This window comes from uncultured Winogradskyella sp. (genome assembly GCF_947496485.1).
In the GTDB taxonomy this organism is placed as follows: domain Bacteria; phylum Bacteroidota; class Bacteroidia; order Flavobacteriales; family Flavobacteriaceae; genus Winogradskyella.
Genome location: NZ_CANMCZ010000001.1, coordinates 200,931 through 213,743 on the forward strand (window position 1 = coordinate 200,931; position 12,813 = coordinate 213,743).

Consider the following 12,813-nt stretch of genomic DNA (forward strand, 5'->3'; position numbering starts at 1 on the left):
CAATTACATATTACGTCTATATTGTCCACCAACCTCAAATAAAGCTGAAGTAATCTGACCTAAAGAACACACTTTACAAACTTCCATTAAGGCTTCAAAGATATTTTCGTTATTAACTGCTTTTTGCTGTAAATCTTTCAATAAAGTATCAGTATCATTTGCACTATGAAGATTTTCTAAAATCTTAATTTGAAATTGTTTTTCTTCTTCAGTGGCCCTAATCACTTCTTTCGGAATTACAGTTGGCGAACCTTTACTGCTCAAAAATGTATTGACCCCAATAATTGGAAATTGTCCGTTGTGCTTCAACGTTTCATAATACAAGCTCTCTTCCTGAATTTTAGAACGCTGGTACATGGTTTCCATTGCACCTAAAACGCCACCACGCTCAGTAATTCTATCAAATTCGAGTAAAACAGCTTCTTCTACTAGATCGGTTAATTCTTCTATAATGAATGAGCCCTGGATTGGATTTTCATTTTTAGCTAAACCTAATTCTTTATTAATAATTAATTGAATTGCCATTGCTCTGCGTACAGATTCTTCTGTAGGAGTTGTAATGGCTTCATCATAGGCATTTGTATGTAACGAGTTACAATTATCATAAATAGCATATAAGGCTTGTAACGTTGTACGAATGTCATTAAAATCAATTTCTTGCGCATGTAAACTACGTCCAGAAGTTTGAATGTGATATTTCAACATTTGTGCTCTTGGATTTGCTCCATATTTATGCTTTAAAGCTTTTGCCCAAATCTTACGAGCTACACGGCCTATAACAGCATATTCCGGATCGATTCCATTCGAAAAGAAGAACGATAAGTTTGGACCAAACTTATTAATATCCATGCCTCTACTTAAGTAATATTCCACATAAGTAAATCCGTTTGACAAAGTCAATGCCAATTGCGTAATTGGGTTGGCACCAGCTTCTGCGATATGATAACCAGAAATTGAAACTGAATAGAAATTACGAACATTATTCTCTATAAAATATTCTTGTACATCACCCATTAAACGCAACGCAAATTCAGTTGAAAAAATACAAGTGTTCTGAGCTTGATCTTCTTTTAAAATATCGGCCTGTACTGTTCCTCTAACTTGAGCGATGGTTTTTGTTTTTATCTCTAAATAGACATCAGCTGGCAATACTTGATCACCAGTAACACCTAACAGCATTAAACCTAAACCATTATTGCCCTCTGGTAAATCGCCATTATATGTTGGCCGCTCTTTTCCTTTATACAGTTTCGCGATTTTTGTTTCTACTTCTTTTTCTAAACCATTTTCCTTAATGTATACTTCACATTGTTGGTCGATAGCAGCATTCATAAAAAAACCTAACAGCATTGGTGCAGGGCCATTAATAGTCATACTTACCGATGTCATTACGTTTGCCAAATCGAAACCAGAATAGAGTTTTTTAGCATCATCTAAACAACAAATAGATACACCTGCATTTCCGATTTTGCCATAAATATCTGGTCTTAAATCTGGATCATTGCCATAAAGCGTTACACTATCAAAAGCAGTAGATAAACGCTTAGCTGGTAATCCCATACTTACGTAATGGAATCTTTTATTAGTTCTCTCTGGTCCACCTTCACCTGCAAACATTCTCGCAGGATCTTCACCTGTTCTTTTAAAAGGATATAATCCTGAAGTATATGGAAATTCACCTGGTACATTTTCTTGCAAACACCATTTTAAAATATCTCCCCAAGCTTGATACTTTGGCAAAGCTACTTTTGGTATTTGAGTATGCGATAATGACTCTGTATGTGTTTCTATTTTTATTTCCTTATCTCTTACTTTAAAAGAATAGATAGGGTTTTTGTATTTATTAACTTTCTCATCCCAACCAGTAATTACTTCCCAATTATATGGGTCTAAGTTTAGTTTAACACGATCAAATTCTCCAACAAGAAGTTTTATAAAGTCTTTGTTTTCAGGATTACTCGAACTGATAGAATTAGAATCTATTCCTGCTTTGTCTAATTCTGGAGTAGATTCTAAAACAGATTCTAAAGTTTTAAATATTCCATAGAGTTTTTGAGCAACCTCAACTTGTTCATTTGCCTTCTTATCGTAAGCACGGTTACTTTCTGCGATTTCAGATAAATAACGTGTCCTACTTGGCGGAATAACAAAAATCTTCTCACTCATCTCTTTTGAAATTTCGAAAGTAGATTTTAGTTCTGAATCTGCTTTCTCCACCAATTTATCCATAATGGCTTTGTAAAGCGTATTCATTCCTGGATCGTTAAATTGTGAAGCTATGGTTCCATAAACTGGTAAATCATCTTGGTGAACATCCCAAAGATTATTGTTACGCATATACTGTTTCTTAACATCACGTAAAGCATCTAAAGAGCCACGTTTATCAAACTTGTTTATCGCTACCAAATCAGCAAAATCTAGCATATCTATTTTTTCTAACTGTGTAGCAGCACCAAATTCTGGTGTCATTACATATAAAGCAACATCACTGTGTTCCATTATCTCAGTATCAGATTGCCCAATACCAGAAGTCTCAAGAATAATTAAATCGTACTCTGCTGCTTTTAAAACTTCAATAGCTTCATTCACGTATTTAGACAAGGCTAAATTAGATTGACGTGTTGCCAAACTACGCATATATACTCTTGGTGAGTTTATAGCATTCATTCTAATCCTGTCACCTAATAATGCACCACCTGTTTTACGTTTAGATGGATCAACTGAAATAAGTCCAATTGTCTTTTCAGGAAAATCAATAAGAAAGCGTCTTACTAACTCATCTACCAAAGAGGATTTACCTGCACCACCAGTTCCTGTAATTCCTAAAACTGCCGTTGTAGATGTTTTATTCTTTTCGTGAATAGTATTTAATGCTTCTTTTGCAACTTCAGGAAAATTCTCAGCCGCTGAAATTACTCTTGCAATTGCTTTAGGATTTTTCTCATGTAATATTTTTACTTCACCATTAAGAACATCACCTATTGCATAATCTGATTGCTGCACTAAATCATTAATCATGCCTTGAAGTCCTAGCTCCCTTCCATCGTCTGGTGAATAAATTCTGGTGATTCCATAATCCATTAAATCCTTAATCTCTTCAGGAAGAATAACTCCTCCTCCACCACCAAAGATTTTAATATGACCAGCCCCTTTTTCTTTGAGTAAATCAAACATATACTTAAAGTACTCATTATGTCCTCCTTGATAAGACGTCATAGCGATAGCATTAGCATCTTCTTGAATGGCCGTATTAACTACTTCTTCTACACTTCTATCATGACCTAAATGAATAACCTCCACTCCGGTAGATTGGATAATACGACGCATAATATTAATGGCAGCATCATGTCCATCAAAGAGGGATGCAGCAGTTACAATACGTACTTTATATTTTGGCTTATAAGGTGCAACTTGTTTCATTCTTAAAAATCTTGCTTATTTAAGGGACAAATTTACGGAATATTCAAAAAAATTAAGCAATAATCATTAATTATCTAAAACTTTCAAAATGTCTATATAGCTTAGTATTTTATTTAATTTTAACAGTTCATACAAGTTCAGTTTTATGAGTAAAATCACACTATTAATTCATTGTAAGGACCAACCAAATATTATTGCTTCGGTCACTAACTTTATAGCTAATAATAAAGGAAATATTGTATACATAGACCAACATGTAGATAGAGAACAAAATATCTTTTTTATGCGGTTGGAATGTGAATTTGATTCAATTTCATTTTCCATCGAAAATTTCAAAAATAAATTCAGCACTACTTTAGCTGATACTTTTGAATTAAAATGGAAAATCTATGCTGAAAAGAAACCAAAAATGGCATTGTTTGTTTCTAAATATGATCATTGTTTATATGATATATTAGGACGCTACAACTCAGGTGAATTATTTCTCGAAATTCCCTTTATATTAAGCAATCATCTCGATTTAAAACCTATTGCAGACAGTTTTGAAATCCCGTTTTATCATATTCCTATTTCCAGAAATACAAAAGCAGAAGCAGAAAAGGAGCAATTAAAACTGTTAGAATCGCATGGCATAGATTTTATAGTATTAGCAAGATATATGCAAATAGTTTCTGGAACCTTAATTGATAAATATCCTAACAAAATAATTAATATTCATCATTCTTTTTTACCTGCTTTCGTTGGAGCAAAACCTTATCATTCAGCTTTTAAACGCGGAGTTAAAATTATTGGTTCAACAAGCCATTATATTACAGAAGAGCTAGATGCAGGACCAATAATTGAACAAGATATTGCTCATGTATCACATACACATTCCATTAAAGATTTAATTGCAAAAGGACGCGATTTAGAGAAAATAGTACTATCAAATGCTATAAAGCTTCATGTAAATAGAAAAGTGATGGTATATAATAATAAGACCGTCATATTCTCTTAGTTGAAACAAAAAATTATACGTTTTAATCAAAAATTATGTTAAATTTTTATTAATTTTTTATATATTTAACATTCCAATAATATTTAATTCAAACAAAGTCGATTTTTATTATTGTTCTACACTTTAACTTTACTTCCTAACTAGAAGTTAATAGTGACTCTTGCTAAACATTGTGTGTCTAAACCTATACGTGGGATTTTTAATCTTGCGTTATATTTTAATAACCATTAACTAATTATTTAATTCTTATGAAACAAAAACTATTATTATTAGTCTGCTTTATTGCTGGGATCGGATTTTCTCAAGCACAAGACTTACCAACGAATCCAGCACCTGGAAAATGTTATGTAAAGTGTATTACAAAGGATGAGTTTAAAGATGTTGAAGAAACTATTCAAACAAGTCCTGCTTATACTACTTTAAAAGTTGTTCCTGCTACTTACAAGACTGTTGAAGAAAGAGTCTTAGTTAAAGAAGCTTCTAAAAAGTTTGTTTATGTACCTGCAACATACGAAACAGTTGAAGTTTCTTATGTAAAACAAGCAAGTCGTAATGACTTAAAAGTTGTACCTGCTTCATTTGGAAGTGATTCTAGAACTTTTGAAATCTATCCTCAAACTTCAGGATGGGAATACAAAGTATTGGAGGATTGTCCTTCTGTAAATAAGGACGATTGTGTTGCCGCTTGTTTTGTTGAGTATCCTGCACAATCTACAAGTGTAACATATACAACTTTAGCAAGTGATGCAAGTACTAACTCTTCTCCAGTGCCAGAACAAACTGCAACTTACAAGAAAAGAGTTATAAAAACTCCTGCAAGAATGGATGAAATTGAAATTCCTGCTGAGTATGCTACAATTAAGAAAAGAGTTGTAGATACACCTGCTTCTACAACAACTAATACTATAGCTGCACAATTTCAAACAGTTACAAGAACTGTATTAGAGAAAAAAGGTGGTATTACTACTTGGGAAGAAGTTGATTGTGAAGTATTAAATGCTACGCCAATTCCTGTATATTATGAATTAGGAAGCGCTAGATTAACTTCTGCATCTAAAAAAGTTATTGACGAGAGATTATTAACAATTTTAAATGATAAGCCTGTAAGTATTGAGATTATGTCTCATACAGACTCTAGAGGTAATGATGACTTTAACCAGTCTTTATCTCAACAAAGAGCTAACTCTGTGGTTAACTATTTAGTATCTAAAGGTATCTCTAGAAGCAGATTATCTGCTAAAGGTTATGGTGAGACGCGTTTAGCCAATAGATGTGCTAACGGAGTTGATTGTTCAGAAAATCAGCATCAACAAAACAGACGTACTGAATTTAGAGTTTTAAGTAACTAAGAATTTAGCCTTACGTTTTTAGATAAAAAGCTCCTTTAAGGAGCTTTTTTTTGTATGTGATAAACAGGATAAGTTATTTTTTTCTTTTCTGCCTTTATGCCATAATTATCTTCTAAGTCAGTTTGCATTAACTGAAAGAACTTATAGTGGAAATCCCAATCATGCTTACCTAAGCTTACATCAGTCTCATCCGGTACAATAACTGGCATATCGAGTACAAATGCCAACTGATAAGCAACATCCTTTAATGATACATTATCTGCTTGGATCTGAGAATCGCCGACTAAGTACTTAGCATTATTTTTTCCCCAATCAATTTGATTTGTATCCCAAAATCTTGGAGTTTCTACATTAAACTTAATCCCTTCACCTTCAGCAAATTTTCGTTCTACACCTAAATTCATTTTAGTAACAAGTTTGAAAGCAAGGTTTTCATTTGCATTGAGAGGTTTTTTAAAATAAATTTCATAATTAGTATCTAAACCTTCTTCTAAGACAATCTGATTCTTATATATTTTGGCCAAATAACCAATAATCTGTTTTAATGAACCGGTCAATTTTAGGTAGTCTTCAGCATCTCCAATCGTTAAATCTTCTACATTATATGACAATGATTTTATTTCTAAACTTTCCGTTGGTACGTATTCTGAAATAGTATCTTCTTCAATTGAAACGACGTTGAAAAAAGAATTTAATGAGGCTTTAGAAGATTGCTGTCTCAAAAACTTTGAAACGATTTCTTTTTTTAAATCTGGCGCACCACCTTGCCAAAGTACTTTTCCATCAGCATTGAATAATACTCCTTCTGGCAACACTCTTACGTTATAGTCTTTAAAAGTTTCTCCCTTATAATCTATTGCAATTGCTAAATCCGTAGGCTTCTTTTTGAGAAATTTCTCAACCCTTAATGGATTTTCTTCAGTAAGTGACACAATATATAAATCATTAGGAAATTGTTTTTGCAAAACACCTAGATGTTCTTTTGCAGTTATGCATGGTACACACCATGTAGCCCAAAAGTCAACAAAAAACAATTTATTATTGTCGGATGAAGCAATTTTAGATTCTTGTAAGAATTCTGAAACCTTAATTTGCCCAAAACTATACGATGCAACTAATAAGCAAACTATAAGAGGTAAAAAGTGTTTCTTTTTTATACTGGTCATAACGGATGATATCTTTATCTATGGATAATCAAATACTGTGCTAAAAATAACAATTTATCTTCATTGTTCTTTAACTAACGTATTTTAGAGCCCAAAATTATCACCTTCTTTGGCAAATCTAAATCCAAGATTTCTAATACTATCTTTTAACCTATGCCTTTCTTTTATAGCTGGATTGGTATGATTAAAATGAATGAAATAGATTTTATTTTTAGTTTCGACACTTTCATTTTCAAATAATGTTGTCGTCTCAGTAGTAAAAGGGTGTGGAATCTTAGTCATATCTCTCTTTAGTTCTCCATCTCTAAAAAAAGAAGCATCAACAAATGCGTAATCCACTTTTTTAACCTCTTCAATAATATTTCTATCCCATTTTTCCCATTTATCTATATCTGGAATAAAAAGCGCTGTTTTATTTTTCCCCTTAATTTTATACCCCACTGTTTCTGAATATTCATCACGATGTGGTACTAATAAAGGTGTTACTTTTAGCGTTCTGTTAATGTAAATAGTAGAGTCTTTTTTTAAAGGTTTCAATTCAATATTATTCAATAACACTAATTGACTCCATGGGCCATTTGTTTCGAGAAACATTTTCATTCTTGGCATCACATAAACCGGAACTTGTGATGATCCCAAAGCCTCTTTACCTAAATTCATTAAACCTGTATAGTGACCAATATGAGCATGGGTTAAAAACACGCCATCAATTAAGCTGCCATTATCTAAATGCTGATCTTTTAACATTTGTGTTTGTTCACTAATATCTGGTGTAGCATCAAATAAAAATTTTTGTTTTGAAGTTAAGTCTACGAGACCTAAACAAGAAATTAATTTCTTCTTTTCGTTTCCTTCATAATAAGGTTTACAGCATTCTTTCTCGCAATTAATTTGAGGATAACCAGCATCTTGAGCTATACCCAAGATTGTGATATATTGGTCTAATTGTTCTTGTTTGTCTTTTTCGTAGGAAGAATTACAACTGCATAAAACTAGAGTAAATATTAGGCATAATATTTGAAATGATTTCACTTGTAACGATTATCTTTGCTAAGATATAAAACCCAAACCAATGATTAGAAAAATTTTCGCCCTACTTATTATTTTAAACCTAACGGCATGCGCAGAGTTACAACAAGTTGTAGACTCATTACCACAAACAGATGGAGTACTTAGTAATGCCGACATTGCTTCTGGTTTAAGACAGGCTTTAGACCAAGGTATTGACAAACAAGTAACAAAGTTGACGCAAACAGATGGTTTTTACAAAAACGATTTGGTAAAGATACTTTTACCCAGTGAACTTCAAAAGGCAGATAATGCTCTCAGAAAAATTGGACTCAGTAGTTTGGCGGATGAAGGGTTAAAAGCACTTAACAGGGCCGCTGAAGATGCAGTGAAAGAAGCGACTCCTATATTTGTAAATGTAGTAAATGATATTACTTTTAATGATGCAAAAAATATTTTACTTGGCGAAGAAAATGCTGCCACAAGTTATTTGACTACTAAAACGAAAACGGATTTATATAATAAATTTAAACCTGTAATAGAGAGTTCTTTTAGTAAAGTTGGTGCGGATGAGATATGGACAAATCTTATTACTAGATATAACAATATTCCCTTAACTAATAACGTAAACCCTGACTTAACAGACTACGTGACAAATGAAGCTTTAGATGGTGTTTATACAATGATTGCTGTTGAAGAAAAAGAAATTAGAAGCAAAGTATCTTCTAGAAGCACAGCCTTATTAAAGAAAGTATTTGCATTACAAGATTAGTCACTCTACTTTCTTATACAAACCATCAAAAGCGACAGCTACTACTTTATCACCTGAAATGGTTTCCCACAATTGACGTACCGTCCCATCGTCATTTGCAGTCCAGGTAATGCGATGATGAAAAATCTTGCCTTCAGCATTAGTTTCATCATCTGTTCTTAAAATCATTTGGTTACCAACTTTATTTCCTTTCATATGAAGTGTCGCTCCTTGATTATCAATCCAGATTTGCTCCCATTGTTTGGTTTTTAAGTTGTAGAAATTATTACTAGTACCTGTATAACCTGGAGTTGTGCTTGTCCAATTTTCTTGCAAAACGCAATTATCTTGGTCCTTCTTAATCACATTTTTACCTGCTTTTGAGCCATCTTTATTAGTGACTTCCCAAGTGCCTATCCAAAAATCGAATTCCGAATGTTTTTCTGTACAACAGTTGCAATTTTGAGTTTGAGAAATAACTGAAATAGAAAATATTAAAGCTATAACTATTGGTAGATGAGTCTTCATTGTTATAAGTTTTGATGAAAGTTATTAAAGAAGATTTAATTATCTGCTAATATTAACATAACATTTAATATACAAATAGGTATCATCTTTGCATTGCAAAAGATTAATTAGTTAGGTCTTTATTGAAGATTAGTAAGCAAGTCGGTATTTTAGTTAGGTATCGACTTTTTTTGCTTAATTATGAAGTGTTTCAAAATAAGAGAACGACTTTTTTAAACGACTTCCATACCAAGAGAACATTTCACCATCTACAATTTTAATGTCTTTGTCTGGAAAATGTAATTTTAATTCTAAAATATGTTCTTCTTTAAAAGGAAAAGGTTCACTCGAAAGAAAAATAACATCAGTATATTTTAATTTTATATTCTCCAATTCAATTTCTGGATAACGCATTTCTTCTTTGAAAGCATTCTCATAACCAGCTTCTTCAATCATGATATCAATAAATGTATCTGAACCTGCAACCATCCATGGGTTTTTCCATATAAAATAGGCGACTTTAGGTTTTAATGAGCTTTTTAATCGATTCTGCAACAGATTCCGTTGCTCTTTAATATCATTAATAATTTTTAAAGCTTTATTCTCTACTTGAAAAATATTACTATACATTTCGATAAGCTCAAAGCAGTCGTCTAGGTTATACACATCACTAATATGAATTGGTGCTATATCATCTAATGACGCAATAATAGCTTTAGTATTCTCTTCCTTATTACACAGAATAATATCTGGGAGAAGTTCTTTTACTTTTTCAAGATTGATTTGCTTTGTTCCACCAACAACTTTTTTTGATAGCCTTAGATGCTTTGGATGGACACAGAATTTAGTGACACCAACTATTGAAGACTCTAAACCTAAATCTACCAACAACTCAGTCTGACTTGGTACTAATGAAATTATTCGTTTAGGTACTTTCTTTAGTTGAAATTCTCTCTTAAGTTGATCTGTAAAAGTCATTGTTAGAAATGATGTTCTAATTCAACAGCCATCTGCAATTGTAGTGCTTCTGCCTTTTTTGCAGCAGCTTCCGCAAAGTTTTTTTCTGTAGAAGCATAAATAATTCCTCTTGAAGAGTTTATTAATAATCCGACCGAACTATTCATTCCATATTTACAGACCTCTTGAAGATTACCACCTTGAGCACCAACACCTGGAACTAGTAAAAAGCTATCTGGAATAATTTTACGAATATCTGCTAAAAATTCTGCTTTAGTCGCACCAACTACATACATTAGATTTTCTGAATTCCTCCATGATTTAGACGTTTCTAAAACCTGCTTATACAACTCTACTCCATCTACGGTTTTGGTCTGAAAGTCAAATGCACCTAGATTTGAGGTCAAAGCTAATAAAATAGTATGCTTATCCTTAAAAGCTAAAAATGGCTCAACCGAATCTTTTCCCATATAAGGTGCTACCGTTACACTATCGAAACCTAAATCTTCAAAAAATGCTTTAGCATACATTGTGCTTGTATTACCAATATCTCCTCGTTTTGCATCTGCGATTGTATAAATTTCTGGATGATTTTCGTTAAGATAATTGATTGTTTTCTCCAGAGCTTCCCAACCCCTAATTCCATAAGCTTCGTAAAATGCTGTGTTTGGTTTGTATGCCACACAAAGATGATGAGTCGCATCGATTATGGCTTTGTTAAAAGCGAAGATTGGATCGTCTTCTTTTAAGACATGTTTTGGGACTTTATTTAAGTCAACATCCAATCCAATACAGAGGAAGGATTGCTTTTCGTGAATTTGGTCTATTATTTGTTGTGTTGTCATTTAAAAAGTAATTAAAACTGTACCAAGTATATGCGTGTCATCTACAAAACCTCTATATCTTGAATCATAAGAATTATCTCTATTATCTCCAGAAAAAAAGTATTTTCCTTTTGGTATAATAATTGGTCCAAAATTATTAAAATTCCAATCAGAATGATTTAAAAAAATCTCTTTAGATAGATTATCTCTTCCATAGTAATAATATCTTTCTAATTCTATAGGCAGCGATTTTACAAATGAATCATCTAAAAAAACTCTAATTGTATCAGAACTATAATGTGAATAAGGCTCAGGATTTACAACATTATCTTTAATATACCTATTATAATATTGAGGCAACATCTTATACTGAAACCTTAAATCAATTCCTATATCTATATTTTCACCATTAACAAAATAATTACCATTTTTACATTCTAATGTATCACCAGGAATTGCTATTAATCTTTTAACTATTGTCCAACCATCTAAACTATCAGAATATTTAAAGTAAGCAAAGTCTAAACGTTTAGGGCTTTTTAAACTAGAACCTAAAATTGTAGATCCTAATTTTAAATTTGGTTCACTTGATGTTGAAGATATAGCATATGTTCTTAATACTCCTGACCATCTAAACAAAATAACGAAAACTACAAACGCAGCTATAAGAAGTATGATATTTTTCTTATTCATAAAAAAAGCCTCAAAATGAGGCTAAGATCTAAATTACATCATCACTAGCTTTCAACAACTCCGTGTTTTCAGCTAACATTAATTCGTCTATTATTTTTTGAATATCACCATTAATGATATTTGATAAGTCGTAAAGTGTTAACCCAATTCTGTGATCCGTTACACGCCCTTGAGGATAATTGTAGGTTCTAATCTTTGCACTTCTATCACCAGAACTCACCATGCTCTTGCGCTTTTCAGAATCCGCAGCTTGTTGTTTTGCCAGTTCTAGATCATACAATCGTGAACGTAAAACCTTCAAGGCTTTCTCTAAATTTTTGTGAGATGACTTTTGATCCTGGCAACTTACAATCATTCCTGTTGGCTCATGATGCAATTTAATTGCAGAATAGGTTGTATTTACCGATTGCCCACCAGGTCCTGTAGATGTTGTACGTTCAATACGTACTTCAGTCATATCCAGCTCATAATCAAACTCCTCTGCTTCAGGTAATACCATAACAGTAGCTGCACTTGTATGCACACGACCTTGAGTTTCTGTTTGCGGTACACGTTGTACACGATGCACACCTGCTTCAAATTTTAATGTACCATAAACATCTTCACCAGAAACTTCAAAAATAATCTCTTTAAAACCACCAGATGTTCCATCACTTTGACTTACAACATCGACTTTCCAACCTTTATCACTGCAGTACTTAGAATACATCCTAAATAAATCACCTGCAAAAATACTAGCCTCATCACCACCTGTACCAGCTCTTACCTCAACCACAACGTTTTTAGCATCATCTGGATCTTTAGGAATTAATAAGAAACGGATTTCTTCTTCAAGTTTAGTGATAGTCTCTTTGGCTTCGTCGAGTTGCATTTTAGCCATTTCTACCATTTCTGCATCAGACCCATCTGCAATTATTTCTTCAGCCTCAGCGACATTATCTAGTGCTTCCTTATAAACATCTCCTTTATCTACAATTATTTTAAGATCCTTATATTCTTTCATCAGCTTAGTATAGCGTTGCTGATCTGATATAATATCTGGTTGAATAATAAGGTCATTTACCTCATCGAATCGTTGTTTTATAATCTGAATTTTCTCTAGCATCTCTCTTCAAAAAATTGAATTTCAAAAATACGACAT

Annotated in this window: 11 protein-coding genes; 3 read left to right on the top strand and 8 right to left on the bottom strand. The window is 32.6% G+C overall.

The window, feature by feature from the left end; all coding sequences use genetic code 11:
* Positions 1–3: 3 nt before the first annotated feature.
* The gene (locus Q0822_RS00880; protein WP_299118997.1) at positions 4–3,420 is read right to left on the bottom strand and encodes a methylmalonyl-CoA mutase family protein; all 3,417 of its coding nucleotides are present in this window, start codon (positions 3,418–3,420) and stop codon (positions 4–6) included.
* Positions 3,421–3,565: 145 nt separating this feature from the next.
* Between Q0822_RS00880 and purU the strand changes: the two genes are divergently transcribed.
* A complete protein-coding gene (purU, locus tag Q0822_RS00885; RefSeq protein ID WP_299119000.1) occupies positions 3,566–4,417 on the top strand; it encodes a formyltetrahydrofolate deformylase in 852 nt (283 codons plus the stop codon).
* Positions 4,418–4,665: 248 nt separating this feature from the next.
* Positions 4,666–5,766, top strand: a complete 1,101-nt coding sequence (locus tag Q0822_RS00890; RefSeq protein WP_299119002.1) for an OmpA family protein — start codon at positions 4,666–4,668, stop codon at positions 5,764–5,766.
* 35 nt (positions 5,767–5,801) lie between these two features.
* Here Q0822_RS00890 and Q0822_RS00895 read toward each other — a convergent pair whose 3' ends face one another.
* Both Q0822_RS00895 and Q0822_RS00900 read right to left on the bottom strand, forming a co-directional pair.
* Entirely contained in the window at positions 5,802–6,932 is a 1,131-nt protein-coding gene (locus tag Q0822_RS00895) for a TlpA disulfide reductase family protein (RefSeq protein WP_299119005.1), read from the bottom strand.
* 84 nt (positions 6,933–7,016) lie between these two features.
* Positions 7,017–7,964, bottom strand: a complete 948-nt coding sequence (locus Q0822_RS00900; protein WP_299119007.1) for an MBL fold metallo-hydrolase — start codon at positions 7,962–7,964, stop codon at positions 7,017–7,019.
* 40 nt (positions 7,965–8,004) lie between these two features.
* Here Q0822_RS00900 and Q0822_RS00905 point away from each other — a divergent pair, with 40 nt between their 5' ends.
* Complete coding sequence (locus Q0822_RS00905) at positions 8,005–8,712, top strand: DUF4197 domain-containing protein (protein WP_299119010.1); 708 nt, start codon at positions 8,005–8,007, stop codon at positions 8,710–8,712.
* Here the strand turns inward: Q0822_RS00905 and Q0822_RS00910 are convergent, their stop codons facing one another.
* The 5 genes from Q0822_RS00910 to prfA form a co-directional block, all read right to left on the bottom strand.
* Positions 8,713–9,219: a hypothetical protein gene (locus tag Q0822_RS00910; RefSeq protein WP_299119012.1), complete on the bottom strand. Its 507-nt coding sequence runs from the start codon at positions 9,217–9,219 to the stop codon at positions 8,713–8,715. It lies immediately after the preceding gene.
* Between the two features lie 174 nt (positions 9,220–9,393).
* Entirely contained in the window at positions 9,394–10,176 is a 783-nt protein-coding gene (locus Q0822_RS00915) for a helical backbone metal receptor (protein WP_299119016.1), read from the bottom strand.
* 2 nt (positions 10,177–10,178) lie between these two features.
* A complete protein-coding gene (pyrF, locus tag Q0822_RS00920; RefSeq protein WP_299119017.1) occupies positions 10,179–11,000 on the bottom strand; it encodes an orotidine-5'-phosphate decarboxylase in 822 nt (273 codons plus the stop codon).
* Positions 11,001–11,672 (bottom strand): signal peptidase I, encoded by a 672-nt coding sequence (lepB, locus tag Q0822_RS00925; protein ID WP_299119018.1) that lies wholly within the window; start codon positions 11,670–11,672, stop codon positions 11,001–11,003.
* A 28-nt stretch (positions 11,673–11,700) separates the two neighbouring features.
* Complete coding sequence (gene prfA, locus Q0822_RS00930) at positions 11,701–12,777, bottom strand: peptide chain release factor 1 (RefSeq protein ID WP_299119020.1); 1,077 nt, start codon at positions 12,775–12,777, stop codon at positions 11,701–11,703.
* Positions 12,778–12,813 lie beyond the last annotated feature (36 nt).

What these genes read in the sequence shown, in the direction of transcription:
- Q0822_RS00915 (WP_299119016.1), bottom strand. Translation starts at nt 10,176, where the DNA reads ATGACTTTTACAGATCAACTTAAGAGAGAATTTCAACTAAAGAAAGTA.
- Q0822_RS00880 (WP_299118997.1), bottom strand. Translation starts at nt 3,420, where the DNA reads ATGAAACAAGTTGCACCTTATAAGCCAAAATATAAAGTACGTATTGTA.
- pyrF (WP_299119017.1), bottom strand. Translation starts at nt 11,000, where the DNA reads ATGACAACACAACAAATAATAGACCAAATTCACGAAAAGCAATCCTTC.
- Q0822_RS00910 (WP_299119012.1), bottom strand. Translation starts at nt 9,219, where the DNA reads ATGAAGACTCATCTACCAATAGTTATAGCTTTAATATTTTCTATTTCA.
- prfA (WP_299119020.1), bottom strand. Translation starts at nt 12,777, where the DNA reads ATGCTAGAGAAAATTCAGATTATAAAACAACGATTCGATGAGGTAAAT.
- Q0822_RS00895 (WP_299119005.1), bottom strand. Translation starts at nt 6,932, where the DNA reads ATGACCAGTATAAAAAAGAAACACTTTTTACCTCTTATAGTTTGCTTA.
- purU (WP_299119000.1), top strand. Translation starts at nt 3,566, where the DNA reads ATGAGTAAAATCACACTATTAATTCATTGTAAGGACCAACCAAATATT.
- lepB (WP_299119018.1), bottom strand. Translation starts at nt 11,672, where the DNA reads ATGAATAAGAAAAATATCATACTTCTTATAGCTGCGTTTGTAGTTTTC.
- Q0822_RS00890 (WP_299119002.1), top strand. Translation starts at nt 4,666, where the DNA reads ATGAAACAAAAACTATTATTATTAGTCTGCTTTATTGCTGGGATCGGA.
- Q0822_RS00905 (WP_299119010.1), top strand. Translation starts at nt 8,005, where the DNA reads ATGATTAGAAAAATTTTCGCCCTACTTATTATTTTAAACCTAACGGCA.